The sequence below is a fragment of the Pseudomonas sp. CFBP2511 genome (assembly GCF_030209255.1).
Classification (GTDB): Bacteria; Pseudomonadota; Gammaproteobacteria; order Pseudomonadales; family Pseudomonadaceae; genus Aquipseudomonas; species Aquipseudomonas avellanae.
On sequence record NZ_JARVSI010000004.1, the window covers coordinates 53,079 to 76,530 of the forward strand.

Annotated in this window: 17 protein-coding genes, 2 pseudogenes and 1 riboswitch; of the genes and pseudogenes, 9 read left to right on the forward strand and 10 right to left on the reverse strand. The window is 58.3% G+C overall.

The window, feature by feature from the left end:
- Positions 1-3: 3 nt before the first annotated feature.
- From QRN38_RS03130 to QRN38_RS03140, 3 genes are all read right to left on the reverse strand, one after another.
- Positions 4-963: an AAA family ATPase gene (locus tag QRN38_RS03130; protein ID WP_002554476.1), complete on the reverse strand. Its 960-nt coding sequence runs from the start codon at positions 961-963 to the stop codon at positions 4-6.
- A 205-nt stretch (positions 964-1,168) separates the two neighbouring features.
- Entirely contained in the window at positions 1,169-1,918 is a 750-nt protein-coding gene (locus tag QRN38_RS03135; RefSeq protein ID WP_057417757.1) for an amidohydrolase family protein, read from the reverse strand.
- A 47-nt stretch (positions 1,919-1,965) separates the two neighbouring features.
- Positions 1,966-2,325 carry a hypothetical protein gene (locus QRN38_RS03140; RefSeq protein ID WP_044392753.1) on the reverse strand — a complete coding sequence of 120 codons (360 nt, stop codon included), beginning with the start codon at positions 2,323-2,325 and terminating at the stop codon, positions 1,966-1,968.
- Between the two features lie 365 nt (positions 2,326-2,690).
- Here QRN38_RS03140 and QRN38_RS03145 point away from each other — a divergent pair, with 365 nt between their 5' ends.
- Positions 2,691-7,547 carry an NAD-glutamate dehydrogenase gene (locus QRN38_RS03145; protein ID WP_024668233.1) on the forward strand — a complete coding sequence of 1,619 codons (4,857 nt, stop codon included), beginning with the start codon at positions 2,691-2,693 and terminating at the stop codon, positions 7,545-7,547.
- A 185-nt stretch (positions 7,548-7,732) separates the two neighbouring features.
- Here QRN38_RS03145 and QRN38_RS03150 read toward each other — a convergent pair whose 3' ends face one another.
- The 4 genes from QRN38_RS03150 to mntP all read right to left on the reverse strand — a co-directional run bounded on the left by QRN38_RS03150 (position 7,733) and on the right by mntP (position 10,756).
- Positions 7,733-8,158 (reverse strand): hypothetical protein, encoded by a 426-nt coding sequence (locus QRN38_RS03150; protein ID WP_057417773.1) that lies wholly within the window; start codon positions 8,156-8,158, stop codon positions 7,733-7,735.
- Positions 8,159-8,306: 148 nt separating this feature from the next.
- On the reverse strand, positions 8,307-8,735 hold the full coding sequence (locus QRN38_RS03155; protein WP_074846304.1) for a hypothetical protein: 429 nt from the start codon (positions 8,733-8,735) through the stop codon (positions 8,307-8,309).
- Positions 8,710-9,879 carry a polymorphic toxin type 44 domain-containing protein gene (locus tag QRN38_RS03160; RefSeq protein ID WP_057417756.1) on the reverse strand — a complete coding sequence of 390 codons (1,170 nt, stop codon included), beginning with the start codon at positions 9,877-9,879 and terminating at the stop codon, positions 8,710-8,712. The genes QRN38_RS03155 and QRN38_RS03160 overlap by 26 nt, the downstream gene beginning before the upstream one ends.
- 304 nt (positions 9,880-10,183) lie before the next feature.
- Positions 10,184-10,756: a manganese efflux pump MntP gene (mntP, locus tag QRN38_RS03165; protein WP_057417755.1), complete on the reverse strand. Its 573-nt coding sequence runs from the start codon at positions 10,754-10,756 to the stop codon at positions 10,184-10,186.
- A gap of 6 nt (positions 10,757-10,762) precedes the next feature.
- A riboswitch (yybP-ykoY riboswitch) is annotated at positions 10,763-10,933 on the reverse strand.
- Positions 10,934-11,461: 528 nt separating this feature from the next.
- On the opposite strand from mntP, the gene QRN38_RS03170 reads away from it, so the two are divergent.
- The 3 genes and pseudogenes from QRN38_RS03170 to QRN38_RS28145 form a co-directional block, all read left to right on the forward strand.
- Entirely contained in the window at positions 11,462-12,355 is an 894-nt protein-coding gene (locus QRN38_RS03170; protein WP_057417754.1) for a hypothetical protein, read from the forward strand.
- A gap of 171 nt (positions 12,356-12,526) precedes the next feature.
- Positions 12,527-13,174 (forward strand): annotated as a pseudogene (locus tag QRN38_RS28140) (PAS domain S-box protein); the annotation flags it as partial.
- A gap of 189 nt (positions 13,175-13,363) precedes the next feature.
- Positions 13,364-13,729 (forward strand): annotated as a pseudogene (locus QRN38_RS28145) (methyl-accepting chemotaxis protein); the annotation flags it as partial.
- 246 nt (positions 13,730-13,975) lie between these two features.
- Here the strand turns inward: QRN38_RS28145 and acnB are convergent.
- Positions 13,976-16,576: a bifunctional aconitate hydratase 2/2-methylisocitrate dehydratase gene (acnB, locus tag QRN38_RS03180; RefSeq protein WP_010205433.1), complete on the reverse strand. Its 2,601-nt coding sequence runs from the start codon at positions 16,574-16,576 to the stop codon at positions 13,976-13,978.
- Positions 16,577-16,979: 403 nt separating this feature from the next.
- Between acnB and QRN38_RS03185 the strand changes: the two genes are divergently transcribed.
- The 5 genes from QRN38_RS03185 to QRN38_RS03205 all read left to right on the forward strand — a co-directional run bounded on the left by QRN38_RS03185 (position 16,980) and on the right by QRN38_RS03205 (position 21,657).
- Positions 16,980-17,450: a DUF1289 domain-containing protein gene (locus QRN38_RS03185; protein WP_007245200.1), complete on the forward strand. Its 471-nt coding sequence runs from the start codon at positions 16,980-16,982 to the stop codon at positions 17,448-17,450.
- Positions 17,451-17,533: 83 nt separating this feature from the next.
- Positions 17,534-18,157, forward strand: a complete 624-nt coding sequence (locus QRN38_RS03190) for a MiaE family protein (RefSeq protein WP_007245201.1) — start codon at positions 17,534-17,536, stop codon at positions 18,155-18,157.
- A gap of 147 nt (positions 18,158-18,304) precedes the next feature.
- On the forward strand, positions 18,305-18,793 hold the full coding sequence (locus QRN38_RS03195) for a MarR family winged helix-turn-helix transcriptional regulator (RefSeq protein WP_005740056.1): 489 nt from the start codon (positions 18,305-18,307) through the stop codon (positions 18,791-18,793).
- 90 nt (positions 18,794-18,883) lie between these two features.
- Positions 18,884-20,092, forward strand: coding sequence for an HlyD family secretion protein (locus QRN38_RS03200; RefSeq protein WP_007245202.1), 1,209 nt, complete (start codon positions 18,884-18,886; stop codon positions 20,090-20,092).
- Between the two features lie 26 nt (positions 20,093-20,118).
- Positions 20,119-21,657, forward strand: a complete 1,539-nt coding sequence (locus QRN38_RS03205) for a DHA2 family efflux MFS transporter permease subunit (RefSeq protein ID WP_011104699.1) — start codon at positions 20,119-20,121, stop codon at positions 21,655-21,657.
- Between the two features lie 473 nt (positions 21,658-22,130).
- On the opposite strand, the gene lpxH is transcribed toward QRN38_RS03205, so the two are convergent.
- Positions 22,131-22,877 (reverse strand): UDP-2,3-diacylglucosamine diphosphatase, encoded by a 747-nt coding sequence (gene lpxH, locus QRN38_RS03210; RefSeq protein WP_057415877.1) that lies wholly within the window; start codon positions 22,875-22,877, stop codon positions 22,131-22,133.
- Positions 22,874-23,377 (reverse strand): peptidylprolyl isomerase, encoded by a 504-nt coding sequence (locus tag QRN38_RS03215; RefSeq protein WP_005740060.1) that lies wholly within the window; start codon positions 23,375-23,377, stop codon positions 22,874-22,876. Before QRN38_RS03215 ends, lpxH begins: the two co-directional genes overlap by 4 nt.
- Positions 23,378-23,452 lie beyond the last annotated feature (75 nt).

The following is a 23,452-nucleotide window of genomic DNA, read 5'->3' on the forward strand; positions in this document are numbered from 1 at the left end:
GGGTCAGGCGACGGCCACGACGTCGAGGATGCGCTGAATTACGCGATCCTGATCGATGCCGGCGGCTTCTGCCTCGAACGACAGGATGATGCGGTGGCGCAGCACGTCGAACAGCACCGCCTGAATGTCCTCGGGGCTGACGAAGTCGCGTCCGGCCAGCCAGGCATGGGCGCGGGCGCAGCGGTCCAGCGAGATGGAGCCACGCGGGCTGGCGCCGTAGGCAATCCATTCGGCCAGCTCAGGGTCGAACTTGGCCGGGGTGCGGGTGGCCATGACCAGTTGCACGAGGTATTCCTCGACCGCATCGGCCATGTACAGGCCAAGGATTTCCTTGCGTGCAGCGAAGATCGCCTGCTGGCTGACCCGCCGCTCGGGCTTGGTCTCGCCGTTGAGGGCTTCGCCACGCGCCTGCTGCAAGATCTTGCGTTCGACGGCGGCATCCGGGAAGCCGATTTTGACGTGCATCAGAAAACGGTCGAGCTGGGCTTCGGGCAGCGGGTAGGTGCCTTCCTGCTCGATGGGGTTCTGGGTCGCCATGACCAGAAACAGCGGCGACAGGTCGTAGGTGCTGCGACCGACACTGACCTGGCGTTCAGCCATGGCCTCAAGCAGCGCCGACTGGACCTTGGCCGGAGCCCGGTTGATTTCGTCAGCCAGCACCAGGTTGTGGAAGATTGGCCCTTGCTGGAACACGAAGCTGCCGGTTTCCGGGCGATAGATTTCCGTGCCGGTAATGTCGGCAGGCAGCAGGTCGGGGGTGAACTGAATACGGTGGAACTGCGCTTCGATGCCTTCTGCCAGTTCCTTGATGGCCTTGGTCTTGGCCAGACCCGGTGCGCCCTCGACCAGCATGTGGCCGTCGGCGAGCAGGGCGATGAGCAGGCGTTCGATCAGCTTTTCCTGGCCAAGGATCTGCGTTGAAAGAAATGTTCGCAGCGCAATCAGCGCTTCACGATGTTCCATCGGTGACGATTCCTGGCAGGGTTATCAGCTGTGTCGGGTGACCGCTGAACTGGGGGCGTTACTTTAATCCATCCGGGTCGTTATCCACTAACGACTGGAGGGTTTTTTATTGCATTTAGAGACGGATACCTCACTTATCCGAGAATTGTCCTACACGTTCCGTCGGCAATTATGTAGGGCTTGAGGCGCAGGCCCTGAGCACCGCTCACGGCAGGCGATAGAAACTCGCGGCGTTGTCCCACATTGCACGCTGTGCGTCTTTCTCACCCAGGGCGTCGATCAGCAACTCGATATCGTCTGCCTGGAAAGGGCGCGGTGCTCGGGTCGAAGGCAGGTCGGTGCCGAACATCAGCACATTCGGGTTGGCGGCATTGATGTCCCTGAGTGCTTCGCGTACCGGAAAGTCCACACGGCCAAAGCCGCAGGCCTTGATGCGCACACCACGTTCCGCGAGGCGCAGCAACACCGGCAGGCCCTCTGCGCTCAATCCCAGATGATCGATGCTGATCGCCGGCAATTTGTGCAGGCGTGTTTCAATTTCAGCCAGCTCTCGTGAGTCGATGTACAGCTCCGAATGCCAGCCCACACGCTCATGCACGCGCAGCGCCAGGGCTTCCAGTTGGTCAAGTTGCTCCGAGCCGCCACGTTTGAGGTTGAAGCGCAGGGCACGAACGCCCGCCGCATTCAGGGTGTCCAGTTCGGCATCGGTAACGCTGGCGGGCAACTGAGTCACGCCAACGAACCCCGGCCCCAGCAGACGCAGGGCCTCCAACAGGTAGCCCTGATCAAAACCCTGGAAAGAACCGGACACAATCGCGCCACCTTGAACGCCCAGCGGCCCGACGCTTGCCAGATAGTCGCTGACGCCGAACGGCTCCGGCAGGTAGCCGTTATTGGCGATCAGCGGGAAGTGCGGGTCGATGATATGGCAGTGGGCGTCGAAAATACGGTTCATGATGGGCTCCCAGGTGGCGAAGCCATCACTCTAACGGGTTTTGCCCTTCAATCGACGCTGCTGACGTACTCACCCACGTTGGCCGTGATGATGCGCAACGTCCGGTTAACCTCCGCCAGCTCGTCCGCGTCTGTGCCGTGGATGATTTCAAATTGCTCATGCCCCTTGAGTTGCGCGGCATCTGCCGGGCCGATTTGCACCAGCAGGCGCTGGCCATCCAGGGTGACTTCAAGGCTGGAGACGGTGTGCGACGTGTCATCGCCAACGGTGATTTCCACTTCGTTTTCATCCGGGAAACGGGTCAGGGAAAACAGGTCGCCGCCTTCTCCGTGGCAGCACAGCAGCGCCATGTTGTCGTATTCGTCGTCGCAGGCATTGACGATCAGGGCGGCGGTCTTGATTTGCATAGGGTTTCCAGTGCGGTTGGGAAGCGTGGGATGGATTTTGCCAGCACCGGGCATAAATTGTCGGTCGGTATTGGCACAATCGTGCGGATTTTAGCGTGACCTGATGACCGAATATGTCGCAGCTTCGTAAGCAGTGCGCGGTCAGCTCTCGTTAAGCTGCATGGCAGACGAGTGGTGTAGGGTGTCTGCCCTGCGTACCGGTTTTTTCATCCCGGCATTCAAATGTGACTACCCTGACACAGCGGGCGTTAGTACTTTAGCTTTACACTCGACGGGGTCGTGCCCACACAGTTGAACGTGAGGGCACCCCGGTCGCAACACCTTCTTCAAGCCTCCCCAATAAAAGCCAAAGCGGAGTACCACAGATGGCGTTCTTCACCGCAGCCAGCAAGTCCGACTTCCAGCATCAACTGCAAGCGGCACTGGCTCAGCACATCAGCGAACAGGCACTGCCACAAGTGGCGCTGTTTGCCGAGCAATTCTTCGGCATCATTTCCCTCGACGAACTCACCCAGCGGCGTCTGTCCGACCTGGCAGGCTGCACCTTGTCCGCGTGGCGTCTGCTGGAGCGTTTCGAACACGCTCACCCGCAGGTGCGCGTCTACAACCCTGATTACGAGCGCCACGGCTGGCAGTCGACTCACACTGCCGTCGAAGTGCTGCATCACGACCTGCCGTTTCTGGTCGACTCCGTACGCACCGAGCTGAACCGTCGCGGTTACAGCATCCACACCTTGCAAACCACCGTGTTGAGCGTGCGCCGCGGCGCGAACGGCGAGTTGCTGGAGCTGCTGCCCAAGGGCGCCACCGGCGAAGACGTGCTGCAGGAATCGCTGATGTACCTGGAGATCGACCGCTGCGCCAGCGCCAGCGAGTTGAACGTGCTGGCTCGCGAGCTGGAGCAGGTGCTCGGCGAGGTGCGGGTTGCGGTCGAAGATTTTGCGCCGATGAAAGCGCGTCTGCATGATCTGCTCGCGAGCATCGATGCCAACCAATCCAATACCGATGCCGAAGAAAAGGCCGAAATCAAGGTCTTCCTGCAATGGCTGGTGGATAACCACTTTACCTTTCTGGGGTACGAAGAGTTCGAGGTGCGCACGGACGCCAATGGCGGTCAACTGGTGTACGACGAATCTTCGTTCCTGGGCCTGACCCGCCTGCTGCGTCCGGGGCTGAGCCACGAAGACCTGCACATCGAAGACTATGCGGTGAAATACCTGCAAGAGCCGGTGCTGCTGTCGTTCGCCAAGGCCGCGCACCCGAGCCGCGTACACCGTCCGGCCTACCCGGACTACGTGTCGATCCGGCAGATCGACGCCTCCGGCAAGGTCATCAAGGAATGCCGCTTCATGGGCCTGTACACCTCGTCGGTGTATGGCGAGAGCGTGCGGCAGATCCCGTACATTCGCCGCAAGGTTGCAGAAGTCGAGCGTCGTTCCGGCTTCGATGCCAAGGCGCATCTGGGCAAGGAACTGGCGCAGGTCGTCGAAGTGCTGCCCCGCGACGACCTGTTTCAGACCCCGGTGGACGAGTTGTTCGCCACGGTCATGTCCATCGTGCAGATTCAGGAGCGCAACAAGATTCGCGTGTTCCTGCGCAAGGACCCGTACGGCCGTTTCTGCTACTGCCTGGCCTACGTGCCGCGTGACGTGTATTCCACCGAAGTGCGGCAGAAGATCCAGCAGGTGCTGATGGATCGCCTGAAAGCCAGTGACTGCGAGTTCTGGACATTCTTCTCCGAATCGGTCCTGGCGCGTGTGCAGCTGATCCTGCGGGTAGACCCGAAGATCAACCTGGACATCGACGTTGCCCAGCTGGAAAACGAAGTCATTCAGGCCTGCCGCTCGTGGAAGGACGACTACGCCAGTCTGGTCGTGGAAAGCTTCGGCGAAGCGCAAGGCACCAACGTGCTGGCCGACTTCCCGAAAGGCTTCCCGGCGGGTTATCGCGAGCGCTTTGCGGCGCACTCGGCCGTGGTCGACATGCAGCACATGCTGAGCCTGAGCGAAACCAATCCACTGGTGATGAGCTTCTATCAGCCGCTGGCCGGTGATCGTCAGCAATTGCATTGCAAGCTGTATCACGCCGACACGCCGCTGGCGCTGTCCGACGTGCTGCCGATTCTGGAAAACCTTGGCCTGCGCGTACTGGGCGAGTTCCCGTATCGCCTGCACCACGCCAATGGTCGCGAATTCTGGATTCATGACTTCGCCTTTACCTATGGCGAAGGCTTGAGCCTCGATATTCAACAGCTTAACGACACCTTGCAGGATGCGTTCGTGCATATCGTGCGCGGCGATGCCGAAAACGATGCGTTCAACCGTCTGGTGCTGACGGCCGGTCTGCCATGGCGCGACGTGGCGTTGCTGCGTGCCTACGCGCGTTACTTGAAGCAGATTCGTCTGGGCTTTGATCTGGGTTACATCGCCACCACCCTGAACAACCACACCGACATCGCCCGCGAGCTGACGCGTCTGTTCAAGACCCGTTTCTATCTGGCGCGCAAACTGGGCTCCGATGACCTGGACGACAAGCAATTGCGTCTGGAGCAGGCGATTCTGACCGCACTGGACGATGTTCAGGTGCTCAACGAAGACCGCATCCTGCGTCGCTACCTGGACCTGATCAAGGCCACCCTGCGGACCAACTTCTATCAGGCTGACGCAAACGGGCAGAGCAAGAGTTACTTCAGCTTCAAGTTCAACCCGCGCCTGATCCCCGAGCTGCCAAAGCCGGTGCCCAAGTTCGAGATCTTCGTGTATTCGCCGCGTGTCGAAGGCGTGCACCTGCGCTTCGGCAACGTGGCGCGTGGCGGCCTGCGCTGGTCGGACCGCGAAGAAGACTTCCGTACCGAAGTGCTCGGTCTGGTCAAGGCTCAACAGGTGAAGAACTCGGTCATTGTGCCGGTCGGCGCCAAGGGCGGCTTCGTGCCGCGCCGTCTGCCAACCACTGGCAACCGCGACGAAGTGCAGGCAGAAGCAATTGCCTGCTACCGCATCTTTATTTCGGGCCTGCTGGACATCACCGACAACCTCAAGGAAGGCGTGCTGGTGCCGCCGGTCAACGTGGTACGCCACGACGACGATGACCCGTACCTGGTGGTCGCCGCCGACAAGGGCACCGCAACCTTCTCCGACATCGCCAACGGCATCGCTATCGACTACGGCTTCTGGCTGGGTGATGCGTTCGCCTCCGGTGGCTCGGCCGGTTACGACCACAAGAAAATGGGCATCACTGCCAAGGGCGCGTGGGTGGGCGTGCAGCGTCACTTCCGTGAACGCGACATCAATGTGCAGCAGGACAGCATCAGCGTGATCGGCATCGGCGACATGGCCGGTGACGTATTCGGCAACGGCCTGCTGATGTCCGACAAACTGCAACTGGTCGCAGCGTTCAACCACTTGCACATCTTCATCGATCCAAACCCGGAGCCGGCCAGCAGCTTTGCCGAGCGCGAGCGTCTGTTCAATCTGCCTCGCTCGTCGTGGACCGATTACGACACCAGCATCATGTCCGCTGGCGGCGGGATCTTCCCGCGCAGCCTCAAGAGCATCGCCATCACCGAACAGATGAAGGCGCGCTTCGACATCAAGGCCGACAAGCTGACTCCGACCGAGCTGCTGCACGCGCTGCTCAAGGCGCCGGTTGATCTGTTGTGGAACGGCGGCATCGGTACGTACGTCAAGTCCAGCGAAGAGTCGCATGCCGATGTCGGCGACAAGGCCAACGACGCGCTGCGTGTCGACGGCAACGAGCTGCGCTGCAAGGTGGTGGGCGAGGGCGGCAACCTGGGCATGACCCAGCTGGGTCGTGTCGAGTTCGGCCTCAATGGCGGCGCAACCAACACCGACTTCATCGATAACGCCGGTGGTGTGGACTGCTCCGACCACGAAGTGAACATCAAGATCCTGCTCAATGAAGTGGTGCAGGCCGGTGACATGACCGAGAAGCAGCGCAACCAGCTGCTCGAAAGCATGACCGACGAAGTGGGTCATCTGGTGCTCGGCAACAACTACAAGCAGACCCAGGCACTGTCGCTGGCCGCACGCCGTGCGTACGAGCGGATTGCCGAATACAAGCGTCTGATGAGCGACCTGGAAGCGCGTGGCAAGCTCGATCGCGCCATCGAGTTCCTGCCTGCTGAAGACCAGATTGCCGAGCGGGTTGCGGCCAAACAAGGCCTGAGTCGTGCCGAGCTGTCGGTGTTGATCTCCTACAGCAAGATCGACCTCAAGGAAGCGTTGCTCGAATCGCGTGTGCCGGATGATGACTATCTGACCCGCGACATGGAAACCGCATTCCCGCCGTCACTGGGTGCCAGGTTCTCCACGGCCATGCGCAGCCACCGTCTGAAGCGCGAGATCGTCAGCACGCAGATCGCCAACGACCTGGTCAACCACATGGGCATCACCTTTGTGCAGCGCCTCAAGGAGTCGACCGGCATGAGTGCTGCGGCTGTGGCCGGTGCCTACGTGATTGTGCGGGACATCTTCCACCTGCCGCACTGGTTCCGTCAGATCGAATCGCTGGACTACAAGGTTTCGGCTGAAATCCAGCTGGCGCTGATGGATGAGCTGATGCGTCTGGGGCGTCGTGCCACGCGCTGGTTCCTGCGTAGCCGTCGCAACGAGCTGGATGCCGGTCGTGACGTGGCGCACTTCGGTCCGCACCTCGCTGCGCTGGGCCTCAAGCTCGACGAACTGCTGGAAGGTCCGACCCGCGAGATCTGGCAGACGCGTTATCAGGCTTATGTCGAAGCCGGCGTGCCGGAATTGCTGGCGCGCATGGTTGCCGGGACGACTCACCTGTACACGCTGTTGCCGATCATCGAAGCCTCCGACGTCACCGGGCAGAACGCTGCCGATGTGGCCAAGGCTTACTTCGCCGTAGGCAGCGCGCTGGACATCACCTGGTACTTGCAGCAGATCAGCAGCCTGCCGGTGGAAAACAACTGGCAAGCCCTGGCGCGTGAAGCGTTCCGTGACGATATCGACTGGCAACAGCGGGCGATCACCGTGTCGGTCCTGCAAATGGCAGACGGCCCGTCAGACATCGAAGCGCGTCTGGCTCTGTGGCTGGAACAGCATTCGCTGATGGTCGAGCGCTGGCGCGCCATGCTGGTCGAGCTGCGTGCGGCCAGCGGCACGGACTACGCCATGTATGCCGTCGCCAACCGCGAACTGCTGGACCTGGCCATGAGCGGGCAGAGCCTCACGGTCTGATCCGCTTGTAACAGCTTGACCCATGAAAAAACCGCATCGAGAGATGCGGTTTTTTTGTGGTGCGCCAAGCATGGCGCGTTGCGCCTAAGCGCAACCAGCTTGGATATGGTGGCCACGCTGGTGACTTGGAGGTGCAAGTCATCTACACACCCGGCAAGGGGAAGCGTTAGCCGGAGGCAAGGGTGTCACGGGTGACTGCGGAAGGGGTCTGGTTGCCCCACACACTGTTTCAGACGAGCAATAACGTCCGGCGTCGTTTTGGTTGTGTTGATCCTGCCGATGTCATCAAGATAGACGTCTATCGTTCTTCCCCATTCCGGCGTGATGTCGATGCACCTCTGAAAACCCTTGTCGGTCCACCAATCGAACATCATGAAAAAGTCCTTGTCAGGGAATATGTAGCTGAATTCAACGGCTGAACCGCCGTGCCTGATATCACCCCTGTGGATTCTGTCTTGAGTATTCCAAACGTATCGAAACTCCTCCTTGCTATTCGGAGAAAAATTGACCGCAACGACCGGAGAGGCAAAATACCAAAAAGCCACAGGAAGGATGACGAGTAGAAGAAGCATCCAACGGCCATATCGGATCTTGGGTTTATTGACAGACATGTAGTTGAACCCCTTTACCCCATGCCTGGAGCGGTACTGCAAGCACTTCGTCCATGATCATCTTGGCCGTGATGCTTTCTTGAGGATGTCGTCTGCGTTCTACTTGGTGGCTGTGAAGGGTGTCCTTTGGTGACGCTGGTAGGCAACCTTAGGACCGAAAAGGATCAGGTTCCCCGGCACACTGTTTTAAACGAGCAATAACATCATGGTCAGTCACAGCAGTGTCGATTCGACCTTTATCATCAAGGTAAATGTCTATCATCCGCCCCCATTTCGGCGTCACGTAGAAACACCTCTGAACTCCCTTATCGGTCCACCAATCGAACCTCATGAAGAAATCTTTATCAGGGAAGATTTGGCCCCACTCGACCGCTGAGCCGCCACCTGCGGGCATGTCACCCTTATAGATTTGATGCTGAGTGTTCCAGATGTATCGAAACCCGTCCTTTCCTTCATGAGAAAAATTTACTGCCACGACTGGAGAAGCCAAGTACCAAAAGGCGATAGGGCCGACCAATAGGCCAACGAGCAGCCAACGGCCATACCCTTTTTTAGTTTTGCTTGCATTTGTGTTCACGGATGCCTTTCCCCCATGCTTCAGGTGCTACTGCCAGAACTTCCTTCATTATCATTTGTGCCGTAATTCCACCGGCGGGATTTTGGCTGAACAGCTTGATCCCAATGCTAATCGAAATCCGGTCTGGGGCGTCGTCCCATGCACGGAGTCCATCAATGTCGGCCGAGCGATTAGGCCCGGGAAGTTTTCTTTCCTCTTTCGGTTTCTGTAGGACCTCGCCTACTTTCCTGAGTGTGTCTGAAACGATCTGCTCCGCACCTGCGCCATCCAAAAGGATGCTTTCGGAAAGCCCGCCAGCTCGCCCGACGTATCCATAGTGAATGTTCGACCAGATATCATAGAAGTAATCGTAATCGCCCTGTTTGTGGTAGACGACGCCATCGTATTTCGCGGCGAGTATCGGCTTGTGATCCCACGGGCGATTCTGACCAACACGTTCTGCCCAGATGGCAAAAGCCTTGGCTTGCATACCGGCCGCCATGTTGTAGAAGTCCGGGCCGGGACCAAGGCGCAAGTAAAATGGAAGCGCCTCATACTCCTTCATCTTTGCAGCCGCATCGAAGCTATTGAGGTCTCTCATCTGCCGAACTTCTGGGCTGTTGATGTTGGTGTTCATCTCGCCAGCAATGTAGGTCGCCAGCTCTTCCATCCTGTCGGGATCTTTGCAAACAAAGGTTTCCGCTTTTGGCTCAGGCTTCGCCTCTGACTCTTTACCGGCAGCCCCAGGCTCAACCAAAGTATTCGCCGCCAAGGCTTTCTCCGTGAGCTTCGGATCAGCCAACAAGGTCGCCATCTTCTCGTCGTCCACGGAACCGTCTGGCCGGAAGGCCCCCAGCGCCATGAAGTTAATAATGGTCGCGCCACCGGCGTCACCCATGACGAAGCCGCCACCAACATTATTGGAGCCCGTGATGATTGTCCCGCCGTGACTGGTTGGGCTTCCCAGGTGGGCCATAGGACGGCCATTCACTTGAATAGAGGGGAAACCCGAAGTGATGACCGCCCCGCACCCACAGGTATCACCCACGCGTGCCGCGCCCAGGCCATTGATGTTGACGTCACCGGATGCAGAAGCGATCGGCGTTGTACCGTGACCCGGCAATGGGCAGGCGTGCTTGTCGCCCAATCGGGATGAAGAAATCATTGCAGGCCGTCCTTGTGTCTTTGATCCGTAAACAATAACCAGCGTTTAGTTGACGCATGGGAGGCTATCCGAAACGTGAAAGGCGGTCTGTAGGAGAAGTCTTGATTTTCGCGAAGTGCCCTGAGAATCTGATCGAGATGTCATCTTTATTTCTGGCTTTGGTGAGTGACATCGTCGTAGTGGTAACAAATCTTAGTGCCTGAAAGGATCTGGCTGGCCCGGGGGGGGGGCGGTGGTGTGAGAGGACGGCGGGTGTGACCCCGCCCCCTACTCGATTCTGCGTTTATAGGTCTCGGGCCCTCAATCAGGCCGCCGCAGTCAGATGCTCGTACAGAATTGTTGCGCCAACCACGATCAGCACGATACCGCCAACGATTTCAGCACGCTTGCCGACCATGGTGCCGAGCACACGACCGAGCATTACGCCGATGGTAACCATTACGGTCGTGGCCAGGCCGATAGCCAGCGCAGCGACCATGATATTGACGTCGACAAACGCCAGGCCCACGCCAACCGCCAGTGCATCGATACTGGTGGCAAAGGCGGTCACGGCAAGAATCCAGAAGGAGTGTGAGCCGGGTTTTTCCTGCTCCTCTTCGTGGTCATGCTTGAGGCCGTTGTAGATCATGTGCAGGCCGAGCACCAGCAGCAGCGTGAAGGCGATCCAGTGGTCCCAGCTTTCAGCGAAGCGGGCCGCCACTTGACCGATGCCCCAACCGATCACCGGGGTGATGGTTTCGATGGCGCCGAATATCAGGCCGGTACGAAGCGCTTCGATAAAGCGCGGTTTGTGCAGGCTTGCTCCTTTACACAGGGCCGCAGCAAAGGCATCCGTGGACATGGCAAGCGCGAGAAAGAGGAGGGAAATCGGGTTCACGGTTATATCCAGTCGGGCTATGAGTCAACGACGCAACCACACGCCCGACTTTAGGCATGGATGCATCGTTGGTCTCGCCAACCAGAAGGTGTTCGTACCACGGCATGCTGCCGAGAATGTTGATACGAACGCTCGGTGACCGGGGTCACGAGCAGGCTACTCCCCAACAAGGGCCGTCACTATAGCCATTTGAATGTGAAAAATATATGTACAGACAGGTTTTAGGTTATGTACGAAAAGTCGGCGAGCGAAGGTCAGGCAAGGCAAAAACAGGTGAGGAACGGCCGGGGTCGCGTTCGACTCTACGGGTTGTAGATGAGCATTCCGATCGGACTCGCGCTCGAGCCTGTTTTTAACGCAGCACCACCGAGCGCAGCCACTTTTCGTACAAAGCCCGGCTCAGAGGAAACCATGGACGACCAAGGGCAGTTGATCGGGTAGAGCAGTTCGGCGTCAGGCCATGAGATCAAAGGTCGGGCTGCGCTCAGGCCCCTGTCGCTTTCAGACTCGCTCATGATGGCCGTCATCGAAAATGCGGGCGTGCGACTGACCGTTCCTGATCAAAAAAGTAGCGGTAGGGCGTCCCTGAAAAGTTGATGGTCATTCAAGGCCGGTATCTAAATAAAACATTTTTGGGGTGAAAATTCATACTGATCGGATACGCCTATACTGAGGCGGTGGTCGTAGGAGGTCTGTTGGGCACCGATGAATGAACCTGACTTGCTGGCGTGTGTGGAAGAAACTCGCTCTTCGATATTTCAAGGCGATATGGATGAGGCCATTCTTCTGCATTATGACTTGATCATGGAGAGCTACCGACGCAAGCCGCTCTTCTATAAGAAGCTGTTGAAGTACGACAGGTTTATCGTCACCCTCTCGCTGTTAAGTTTCATGTTTGCGGACGATAGGGTTCCTCTGTCTAGAGTGAAAGCGTTCTGTCAGGCACGTGGTTATATGTCGCGCAACAGCCTGGATACCTATTTTTCCTTTTTATTGAGCGCGGGTTATATGCAGGTTCGACTCCATGATGAAGATGAGCGGCAGCGTGTTTTCAAATTGACGGATCGGGCCGTGTGCGAGGTCAGACAAATGATTGATTCATATGTGCTGCCCTCGCAGATTGTCGCACCGTATGAACGAGGGCTCGTAGGCGCCGGTATACCAGAAGATGTTGTGCCTTCTTACTTTCATGGCATTGCCAGGGTGTTGTACGCAAACGGGACCCTCGACCAGCGATTGCCTGAAGCAAGGTGGATGATCAACCGGGATGGCGGTCACTTGCCGATGCTTGCACTGTACTCGGATAGCCTGAGGAACGGACCGTTGAAGGTCGGCTACAAAGCCGCGACGTATGTTGAACTCTCGGCACGTCTGGGGGTGTCCAAAACTCATATCATACGAATGGTCAAAGAAGGCGAGTTACGCGGCTATTTCAAATGCCGCAAACATCAGGTTGAACTGCTTCCTGCGTTCATTGATCTCGTCCGAAAAATCATGGCAATCTATTTTTCCGTGGCGCGGGTCAGTATGGAACTGGGCATGGAGTACGGCAGCAAGCGCAACAGACTCTGCGCAGCAGGTTCTTTGTCGGGTGAGTAGTTTTTCGGTTTCAGCGGTTCTTTGAAGGTTGCATAACGGAGGTGGCTTAATTCATGGGGCCGTCCGTTTTTCTTGAAATTATAATCGTCAAGACCGGAGTCTAGTGTGTTTAATCGTCGTATCAAGAATGCCTTGCTTGCCTGCGAGGAAGAGTTGATTGCATTGCAAGTCATGTGCGCCCGCCTCGAATCGGTTTTTCTGTCAGTACATATCAATCAGGCCGGCCGGATCATTTCTGCCAACCACCGGTTTGCCCAGACGCTCGGTTACTTGTTGGATGAACTGCCGGGCGTAGAGATCGGCGACATCCTTGCTGAACCACACGGCGTATTTTCGCCAAGCCTGATGGCCGATGAGCAGATGCGCTACACCGCCGCTGATGGCCGGATTGTAACGCTCAGTACCTGTTGGATAGCTTTGTCGGACTGCACATTCCAGTGCTATGGCTGTCTCGCGCCGATTCTGACGAGGGATGAGCAGGAAAGCATTGAACTGTTATGCGCACTGAACCGCTCGACAGCGATCGTACAGTTCAGCCTCGACGGTACAGTTCTGTATGCCAACAAGCCATTTATCGAGACCATGGGGTACAGCCTCGCGGAAATCGAGGGCAAGCACCACCGATTGTTTTGCCTGGACGAGGACGCGGCCTCTGCGGACTATGCCAAGTTCTGGAAATCGTTGAGTGAGGGAGTGTTCGTCGCAGGGCGATTTCGTCGTCTGGATAAACGCGGCCGGGTGGTGTGGTTGGAGGCTACCTACAATCCCATAAAAGATGCTTCAGGCCAGGTTTATAAAGTCGCAAAGTTCGCCAGTGTCGTGACCGGGCAGGTGGAGAAAGCTGATAGGGTCAAACAGGCAGCAGATATGGCTTACGAGGTCTCACTTGATACCGATGTGAAAGCGCATCGAGGTATGGACCTGGTGGGTGACTCAGTCATCGCCGTGCAAACGATTTCGCAACAGATGGCCTCGGTAACCGACAGCATGACGGCACTTAAATCTCAGGCGCTATTGATCGGGTCCATTGTCGATACTATTGGCTCGATTGCTGCTCAAACAAATCTTCTCGCGCTCAATGCTGCCATCGAAGCGGCGCGAGCGGGCGAACACGGGCGTGGTTTTGCGGTTGTTGCGGACGAGGTGCGTAAACTTGCTGGCCGCACCAGCACCGCCACGAAAGAGATCACCGGCGTGGTACGAGAGAATCGCGGGTTGGCTGATCAAGCAGCAACCCAGGTTCAGTGCAGTCGAGATCAGGCTGATCGGTTGCTGGGGCTGGCGGAGCAGGCAGGTACGGCGATGGCGGATATTCAGCAGGGGGCCAGGCAGGTTGTGGGGGCCATTGGTAAAGTCACCAGCGACCTCGATTGATCGGCGCCTCTCACATCGTTTACGTGAAGTCGGCGTTGATTCTGGACGTTTCGTGACCCTGGCATTTGTCTTGAAAACGCCTGATCTGTCATGACGGCATGACTGCATGACGTCAATGTTCAAGGACAAAAAAACACCCCATAAGAGGGGTGTTCAAGTGAGTTGACTCAAAGTCCCCCGACCTCTGTATTCCTCCTTGCGGGGAATACTATAAGGTCAGGGTTCTCTCAATGCTTGATTCCGTGATTACACTTGCAGCGCCGGGATGTTGGCGTTTGCAGCGGCTTCACGGAACTCGGCGATCTGATCGAAGCTCAGGTAGCGGTACACGTCCGCGGCCATTGTGTCGATCTGGTTGGCGTAGCCCATGTACTCTTCGACGGTCGGCAGGCGACCCAGAATCGAAGCGACGGACGCCAGCTCGGCCGAGGCCAGGTAGACGTTCGCGCCGTCACCCAGACGGTTCGGGAAGTTACGGGTCGATGTCGAGACGACAGTCGAATTCGGCTCGACGCGCGCCTGGTTACCCATGCACAGCGAGCAGCCCGGCATTTCCATGCGTGCGCCTGCTTTGCCGTAGATGCCGTAGTAGCCTTCTTCGGTAAGCTGGTGAGCATCCATCTTGGTCGGCGGCGACAGCCACAGACGCGTCGGCAACTGGCCTTTGACCTGTTCCAGCAACTTGCCCGCAGCGCGGAAGTGGCCGATGTTGGTCATGCACGAACCGATGAACACTTCGTCGATTTTCTCGCCCTGTACCGAAGACAGCAGGCGGGCATCGTCCGGGTCGTTCGGCGCGCAGAGCACAGGCTCTTTGACGTCGGCCAGGTCGATTTCGATGATTTCAGCGTACTCGGCGTCTGCGTCGGCTTCGAGCAGTTCAGGGTTGGCCACCCAGGCTTCCATCGCCTGAGCACGACGCTCCAGGGTGCGCGGATCGCCGTAACCCTGTTCGATCATCCAGCGCAGCAGGGTGATGTTCGAGTTCAGGTATTCGATGATCGGCTCTTTGGCCAGCTTGATGGTGCAACCGGCAGCCGAACGTTCGGCCGAGGCGTCGGACAGCTCGAAAGCCTGTTCGATGCTCAGGTTATCAAGGCCTTCGATCTCCAGAATGCGACCGGAGAAGGCGTTCTTCTTGCCTTTCTTCTCTACGGTCAACAGGCCAGCCTGAATCGCGTAGTAAGGAATGGCGTGAACCAGGTCACGCAGGGTGATGCCAGGTTGCAGCTTGCCCTTGAAGCGAACCAGAATCGACTCGGGCATGTCCAGCGGCATGACGCCGGTGGCCGCGGCGAACGCAACCAGGCCGGAACCGGCCGGGAACGAGATGCCGATCGGGAAACGGGTGTGCGAGTCGCCACCGGTGCCGACGGTGTCCGGCAGCAGCATGCGGTTCAGCCAGCTGTGGATGATGCCGTCGCCCGGCCGCAGCGATACGCCGCCACGGGTCATGATGAAGTCAGGCAGCGTGTGGTGTGTCTTGACGTCGATCGGCTTTGGATAGGCAGCGGTGTGGCAGAACGACTGCATGACCAGGTCGGTCGAGAAACCCAGGCAGGCCAGGTCTTTCAACTCGTCGCGGGTCATCGGGCCAGTGGTGTCCTGGGAACCGACGGTGGTCATTTTCGGTTCGCAGTAGGTGCCAGGACGGATACCGGCTACGCCGCACGCCTTGCCGACCATCTTCTGCGCCAGGGTAAAACCCTTGGTGCTTTCCGCTGGCTGGTCCGGGGTCTTGAACAGGTCGAATGCCGGCAGGCCCAGTTCGGCGCGCGCCTTGCTGGTCAGGCCGCGACCGATGATCAGCGGGATACGGCCGCCAGCGCGAACTTCGTCGAGCAGCACCGGGGTCTTCATTTCGAAGGTGGTGATGACTTCGTCGCTGTCGTGCTTGCAGACCTTGCCTTCGTAAGGGTAAACGTCGATCACGTCGCCCATGTTGATGTTCGAGACATCGAATTCGATTGGCAGAGCGCCAGCATCTTCCATGGTGTTATAGAAGATCGGAGCGATTTTGGTGCCGAAGCAGAAACCACCGGCACGCTTGTTCGGCACGTAAGGAACGTCGTCGCCGAAGAACCACAGCACCGAGTTGGTTGCCGATTTACGCGAAGAACCTGTACCGACCACGTCACCGACGTAGGCGATAGGGAAGCCCTGGCCGCGCATTTCTTCGATCTGCTTCATGGGGCCGATGGAGCCCTGTACGTCCGGAACGATGCCGTCACGGGCCATTTTCAGCATGGCCAGAGCGTGCAGCGGGATGTCCGGGCGCGACCAGGCATCGGGTGCCGGGGACAGGTCGTCAGTGTTGGTTTCGCCCGTCACCTTGAAGACGCGCAGGCTGATCTTGTCGGCCAGGGTCGGGCGCTTCTTGAACCACTCGCCGTCAGCCCAGGACTGCACGACAGCCTTGGCGTGAGCGTTGCCGCTCTTGGCTTTTTCGGCGACGTCGTGGAAGGCATCAAACATCAGCAGAGTGTGCTTGAGTTGTTCGGCGGCGACCGGGGCCAGCGTGGCGTCGTCGAGCAGTTCGACCAGTGTGACGATGTTGTAGCCGCCCTGCATGGTGCCCAGCAGCTCGGTTGCGCGTTTTTTGTCGATCAGGGGAGAAGTGGCTTCGCCCTTGGCCAGGGCAGACAGGAAACCGGCCTTGACGTAGGCAGCTTCGTCAACACCCGGTGGAATGCGATTGGTGATCAGGTCGACAAGGAAAGCTTCTTCGCCAGCCGGGGGATTTTTCAGCAGCTCGACCAGGCCTGCGGTTTGTTCGGCGTTAAGCGGCTGGGGCACGATACCCTGGGCGGCACGCTCTTCGATGTGTTTACGGTAGGCTTCAAGCACAGTATTAACCCTCATCAGTGGTCCCAAATGGGTGTCCGGGACGCTCATCCAGAAATCGTACGCACCCACGCAAGGCTTATTGAGCCTTGTTGGCAGGGTGTCGGCGATTCCTAACAGAAGCTGTTTTCAAAGTTTTACGCCTGCAGAACGGGGGGAGGGACGGTCGACACGGCCATTCTTGATGAGGGAATGGCCCGTCGACGCCGCAATGCGGGGTTAACCTGACTGTGCTCGTGACGCTTTGAAAACAGCTTCCAACGGACATTGGCGCCTTTAAAAGGCTCGCTGATTCTACGCCAAAACTTCGCTAAAGGTAAGTTAGCCCCTACATCTTCGGGGGTGAACTTGCTTAGACAAAGGGCTAACATACGCGCTTGTTTCGCCTTCCCCAGTCCTGCCTGACATGCCCGATTACATCATCAAGACACCCTGCGTCGGCCTTTGCTCCACTGTTTACGGGGATCTGGTGTGCCGTGGCTGCAAGCGGTTCCACCACGAGGTCATCCACTGGAACGGCTACAACGAAGACGAAAAAAGAGCCGTCTGGTTGCGTCTGGAACAATTGCTGGTTCAGGTGATGACCGCCAAGCTTGAAGTTTTCGATGCTGGCAAGCTGCGTGCGCAGCTCACTCAGCGCAAAATCCGCTTCGTGCCGCATCAATCCGAGTACTGCTGGGCCTATCAACTGATCGCCCGCGGCGCGCGGGTCATCAGCCAGGTCGAGGCCTACGGGTTTGTGCTGTTGCCGGAGTTTCGCAACTGGACGCTGCCGGAGCTGCGCGACGCGATCGACCGCGAATTCTTCCTGCTGTCCGAGGCGCACTACCAGCGCTACATCGCACCGGGCTTTCTGAAGGATGCATTCGGCGCCTGAGCGGGTGTTTGTGCTTTTGTGTCGCGAGTCCCTGTTGCTGCTCGTATAATGCCGCGCTTTGCCTCTCTGTCATCTGTGAGCTTATGTACCCGATCCCTGAAATCGAAGCCTTTCTGCTCTGCCGCACACCCGACAGCTGGGTCCAGGCTGCACTGCGCAACCTGGACATCCTGCTGATCGACCATGCGAACAACGAGAAGAAGGCCGCAGGGGCGGCGTTCCAGTTCATGTTCCAGTACAACGACAAGTTCGATCTGCTGAGCAAGATGTCGCGCCTGGCCCGCGAAGAACTGCGCCATTTCGAGCAGGTAATCAGCATCATCAGAAAGCGCCAGATCCCGATGGCCAATATCAGCTCGGCGCGTTACGCCGGAGCGCTGCGCAAACTTGTGCGCAATCACAACCCGTACCGGCTGACCGACGCTTTGATCGTGGGTGCCATCGTCGAAGCGCGTTCTTGCGAGCGTTTTGCTGCCCTGGTGCCGCATCTGGATGAAGAGCTGGCCAAGTTCTACGGCGGTTTGCTCAAGTCCGAAGCGCGGCATTTTCAGGATTATCTGAAGCTGGCTTACAGCTATGGCGACAAGGCTGACGTAGACGCCAAGATCGAGGAAATCCGCCTGGCCGAGCGCGAGCTGATCGAGAGCCCGGACGAAGAATTCCGCTTTCACAGTGGCGTACCTGCTGGCGTATCTGCCGCCGCCTGATGTTCGTAACACCTCAAAAAACGACCGCCTCACCAGCGGTCGTTTTTTTTTGCGCTTTTAGTAAGCAAGCTAATAAATGCTTTGACAATGGCTGCCTAGGCAGTAATATTTTGTAATCACTGCCTAGGCAGCTATCCGGGTGAAACCTTGAAACATTTCAGCTCCGAGAATTTCGATTCCAGCCTGATCGGGCTGCTGGTCGGCCGCACCAACGCGCTGAAGGACCGCATGCTGGATAAGTACCTGCTGCCTTATGACGTGACATTTGCGCAGTTCAAGGTGCTGATCATCATTTCCCAGTTTTCCAGCGATACGCCGGTGGAATTGTGTCGGCACCTGTCGCTGGACAGCGGTTCGATGACCCGCATGCTGGACCGTCTGGAGCAAAAGGGCCTGATTGCGCGGACGCGCTCGGCGACCGATCGTCGTCAGGTACGTCTGGTGCTCACCGAACAAGGGCAGACCCTCAGCGACCTGTTGCCGCAGATCGGTGCCGATGCCATGAACGAGATTTTCGCCACGCTGGACGCGGAGGAGGTTGCGACCCTGCAACGGATTCTCACCAAAGTGCTGGTGGCCGCAGATGACCACATCACGCTGACTCGCTTGAGCTTCACTCCCAAAGCCAAAAGCTGAACGGTACGACATGGCGAGCCTGCTCGCCGACCACGGCCCTGAACGGGCATTGGCAACTGTCCCACCGTCGCTGACTACAAGGTAATCGTCATGGCCACTGCCGCCACTGAAAACACATCTGCAGCGTCACAGGAAAAAAAACCGAATTCCGGCAAACGCAAATTGCTGCTCACCGGGCTGGCGATCATCGTTGTGCTGTGCGGTCTGGCCCTTTGGGGCTGGTACCATTTTTATGGCCAGTGGAGTGAAGAGACTGACGATGCCTACGTGAATGGCAACGTGGTTGAAATCACGCCGTTGGTCACCGGCACGGTCATCAGTATCGGCGCCGATGATGGCGATCTGGTCCAAGAAGGGCAGGTTCTGCTGCAGTTCGATCCGAGCGACGCAGCGGTTTCACTGCAAAGTGCCGAGGCCAATCTGGGCAAGGTCGTGCGGCAGGTGCGTGGCCTTTACAGCAATGTCGATGGCATGAAAGCGCAACTGGCCGCACAGCGCACTGCCGTGCAGACCGCGCAGGACAACTACAGCCGTCGTCGCAGCCTGGCAGCGGGCGGTGCGATTTCGCAGGAAGAGCTGTCGCACGCCCGAGACAGCCTGACCAGCGCGCAAAGTGCGTTGAACAACATTCAGCAGCAGTTGAGCACCAGCGTGGCGCTGGTCGATGACACGGTGGTGTCCTCACACCCTGACGTCAAGGCGGCTGCCGCCCAGTTGCGTCAGGCCTTTTTGGCCAATGCACGCAGCACGCTGGTAGCGCCGGTCACCGGTTACGTGGCCAAACGCAGCGTGCAACTGGGCCAGCGTATTCAGCCGGGCACCGCGACCATGGCCGTCATCCCGCTGGACCAGTTGTGGATCGATGCCAACTTCAAGGAAACCCAACTGGGCAAGATGCGCATCGGCCAGCCCGTGGAAATCAGCTCCGACCTGTATGGCAGTGATGTGAAATACAGCGGCACCATCGACAGCCTGGGCGCCGGCACCGGCAGTGCCTTCGCGCTGTTGCCTGCACAGAACGCTACCGGTAACTGGATCAAGATCGTCCAGCGTGTACCGGTCCGCGTGCACATCAACCCCGAAGAGCTGGCTCAGCACCCGCTGCGCATTGGCCTGTCGACCACGGTCGAGGTCAATCTGCACGATCAGAGCGGTCCGGTACTGGCGCAGCAGCCGCGCAAACAGGCGGCGTTCAGCACCCAGGTGTACGCCGAGCAACTGGCCGATGCCGATGCGCTGATCACTCGCCTGATTCACGAGAACAGTGCTGCCAGCGGCAAGACATCCGCGCAGCGCTGAACCGCACTTGTTTTCAGGAATTTGCGATGAGCAACAATGCCCCCGCTTCTTTTACTCCGCCCAGCTTGTTGCTCTGCACCATCGGTCTGTCGCTGGCGACATTCATGCAGGTGCTCGACACCACGATTGCCAACGTAGCGCTGCCGACCATCGCCGGTAATCTGGGGGTCAGTTCTGAGCAGAGCACCTGGGTGATCACCTCGTTCGCGGTCAGCAACGCCATTGCCTTGCCGTTGACCGGCTGGCTCAGCCGTCGCTTTGGCGAGGTCAAACTGTTCCTGTGGGCCACCATTCTGTTCGTGCTGGCGTCGTTTCTGTGCGGAATCTCTCAGTCGATGCCAGAGCTGGTGGGGTTTCGGGCCTTGCAGGGCATGGTTGCCGGGCCGCTCTATCCGATGACCCAGACCCTGCTGATCGCGGTGTATCCGCCTGCAAAGCGGGGGATGGCGCTGGCGTTGCTGGCGATGGTCACGGTGGTTGCGCCCATCGCCGGGCCGATTCTCGGTGGCTGGATCACCGACAGTTACAGTTGGCCATGGATCTTTTTCATCAACATCCCGATCGGCCTGTTCGCCGTGCTGGTGGTGCGCTCGCAGATGGCTAAACGGCCTGTCAGCACTGCTCGTCAACCGCTGGACTACATCGGCTTGCTGGCCCTGATCGTCGGCGTCGGGTCGCTGCAAGTGGTGCTCGACAAAGGCAATGATCTGGACTGGTTCGAGTCGAATTTCATCCTGTTCGGCTCGTTGATTTCACTGGTCGCACTGACGTTTTTCGTGATCTGGGAAATGACCGACAAGCATCCGATCGTCAACCTGCGGCTGTTTGCCTACCGTAACTTTCGTATTGGTACGCTGGTGATGATCGGCGGCTATTCGGGGTTTTTCGGCATCAACCTGATTCTGCCGCAGTGGTTGCAGACACAAATGGGTTACACCGCCACCTGGGCGGGGCTGGCGGTAGCGCCGATCGGCATTCTGCCGGTACTGATGTCGCCGTTTGTCGGCAAGTACGCGCACAAGTTCGACCTGCGTCTGCTGGCAGGGCTGGCGTTTCTGGCGATGGGGCTGAGCTGCTTCATGCGTGCCGGTTTCAACACCGATGTGGATTTTGAGCACGTGGCGATGGTGCAACTGTTCATGGGCATTGGTGTGGCGCTGTTTTTCATGCCGACCTTGAGCATTCTGCTCTCCGACCTGCCGCCGGACCAGATCGCCGATGGTTCGGGGCTGGCGACATTTCTGCGGACCCTGGGCGGCAGCTTCGCGGCGTCGCTGACCACCTGGATCTGGATCCGTCGCGCGAACCAGCATCACGCTTACCTGAGCGAAAACATCAGCACATTCGACCCCACCACCCGCCACGCCCTCGACAGCCTTGGCGGCGCCAGCCCACAGGCCTACGCGCAACTGGAGCGCACCCTCAACGCCCAGGCCTACATGATGTCCACGGTGGACTACTTCTACCTGCTGGGCTGGATATTCGCGGGCCTGATCCTGCTGGTCTGGCTGGCCAAACCCCCATTCGGCGCCAAGGCCGGGCCGGCGGCGGGGGGCGGGCATTGAGAAGGGTTTCTCGTGCCAATGGGGTGGCATGCAGTTTGTGACTGCTTTAACTGCTTTAGATCTGCTTTTCGATCACGATGGCACTGACGACGCAGATTGCGACGTAAGTGACGGCTGAGCCCTGACACTGATCCGGGGGGAACTCGGCAAGGATGCCGAGTTAGCTGCACCGGGCCAAGGATGGCCCGTTGCAGCGACCCCCGGATCAGTGTCAGGGCGAAGGAACCCGACGAAGTCGGGCCGGAAACGGAGCCAGGGGGGTTGCCTACTTTGGCCCCATCAAAGTAGGTCGCCGAGGGGCGAAAAGGTGCCTCGAGCCGTAAACAAACATCACTGACCTCGCCGAACCGCCGTGCGACGCAGAGCGTCCAGAACGGCATGCCGACGCGGAGCATCGGCACGATAGTCAGTTAGATTTGTGTCTAACGCTGAGCGCGGGGGAGATAATCATCAAAGCCCCACTTTTCGTGCCGTCAGTTCAGCAACGCAACCGTCTCCGGCACAAAGTCGAACGAGCCGAGATTCATCCCCTGTTCATCGACCTGCAGCACCCAGCCCTGACGGTCCCAGTCACCCAGCACGATACGTTTTGCCGACTGATCGCCAATCTGCAATTTGTGAATCGCCGGGCGGTGAGTGTGGCCGTGGACCAGCGTGCGCACACCGAACTGCTGCATGATCCTCGGCACTTCGTCCGGCGTCACATCGACAATGTCGTTGGCTTTCATGCGCGTCTGGGCGCGGCTTTCGTTGCGCAGCTTGCGCGCCAGTTTATGGCGGGTGCTCAACGGCAGATGACGCAATATGAACAACGTCAACGGGTGGCGCAGGTAGCGGCGCATCCGCATATAACCTTCATCGCGCGTGCACAGGCTGTCGCCGTGCATCAACAGCACCGGCTCACCGTTCAACTGCACGACGCTGGGGTCGCTCAACAGCGTGCAGCCTGCTGCCTTGCAGAAACCCTTGCCGAGCATGAAGTCACGGTTACCGTGCATCAGAAAAATTCGTGTGCCGCTGTCGCTCAGTTCGCGCAGGGCCTGGCAGATCGAAAGCTGGAACGGCGACATGGCGTCGTCACCGATCCAGGCTTCAAAGAAATCCCCGAGGATATACAACGCTTCGGCCGTACGGGCACGACCAGCGAGGAGAGCCAGAAACGCCCGGGTAATGTCCTGGCGCTCCTGCTCAAGGTGCAGATCGGAGATCAGCAGTATCACTCAACGATCTCGGCTTTCTCGATGATCACGTCTTCTACCGGTACATCCTGGTGACCGGCTTTGCTGGCGGTAGGGACGCCCTTGATCTTGTCGACGACGTCAGTGCCTTCGATCACTTCGGCGAATACCGCATAACCCCAGCCCTGAGTGGTCTTGGCGCTGTGGTTCAGGAAGGCGTTGTCAGCCACGTTGATGAAGAACTGCGCAGAAGCCGAATGCGGCTCCATGGTGCGGGCCATTGCAACGGTGTACTTCTTGTTCGGCAGGCCGTTGTCAGCTTCGTTCTGGATGCTCGGGCGCTTGTCTTTCTTTTCTTTCATGCCAGGCTCGAAACCGCCGCCCTGGACCATGAAATTACCGATCACACGGTGAAAAACAGTGTTTTCATAGTGGCCGGCGTTAACGTATTCGATGAAGTTGGCTACAGTCAGTGGCGCTTTTTCTGCGTTCAGCTGCAGAACGATGTCGCCGTGGTTGGTGGTCAGCTTTACTTTGGACATGTGGAAAGTCGCTCTCTAGTCATGCATGAGTGGGCACATTATGACCCTGACGCGCAGTTTACAGGCGAGGTAACA

Coding starts and splice junctions, on each gene's coding strand:
- QRN38_RS03130 (WP_002554476.1), bottom strand. CDS start 963: ATGGAACATCGTGAAGCGCTGATTGCGCTGCGAACATTTCTTTCAACG.
- QRN38_RS03135 (WP_057417757.1), bottom strand. CDS start 1,918: ATGAACCGTATTTTCGACGCCCACTGCCATATCATCGACCCGCACTTC.
- QRN38_RS03140 (WP_044392753.1), bottom strand. CDS start 2,325: ATGCAAATCAAGACCGCCGCCCTGATCGTCAATGCCTGCGACGACGAA.
- QRN38_RS03145 (WP_024668233.1), top strand. CDS start 2,691: ATGGCGTTCTTCACCGCAGCCAGCAAGTCCGACTTCCAGCATCAACTG.
- QRN38_RS03150 (WP_057417773.1), bottom strand. CDS start 8,158: ATGTCTGTCAATAAACCCAAGATCCGATATGGCCGTTGGATGCTTCTT.
- QRN38_RS03160 (WP_057417756.1), bottom strand. CDS start 9,879: ATGATTTCTTCATCCCGATTGGGCGACAAGCACGCCTGCCCATTGCCG.
- QRN38_RS03170 (WP_057417754.1), top strand. CDS start 11,462: ATGAATGAACCTGACTTGCTGGCGTGTGTGGAAGAAACTCGCTCTTCG.
- QRN38_RS03185 (WP_007245200.1), top strand. CDS start 16,980: ATGCCCGATTACATCATCAAGACACCCTGCGTCGGCCTTTGCTCCACT.
- QRN38_RS03190 (WP_007245201.1), top strand. CDS start 17,534: ATGTACCCGATCCCTGAAATCGAAGCCTTTCTGCTCTGCCGCACACCC.
- QRN38_RS03200 (WP_007245202.1), top strand. CDS start 18,884: ATGGCCACTGCCGCCACTGAAAACACATCTGCAGCGTCACAGGAAAAA.
- QRN38_RS03205 (WP_011104699.1), top strand. CDS start 20,119: ATGAGCAACAATGCCCCCGCTTCTTTTACTCCGCCCAGCTTGTTGCTC.
- QRN38_RS03215 (WP_005740060.1), bottom strand. CDS start 23,377: ATGTCCAAAGTAAAGCTGACCACCAACCACGGCGACATCGTTCTGCAG.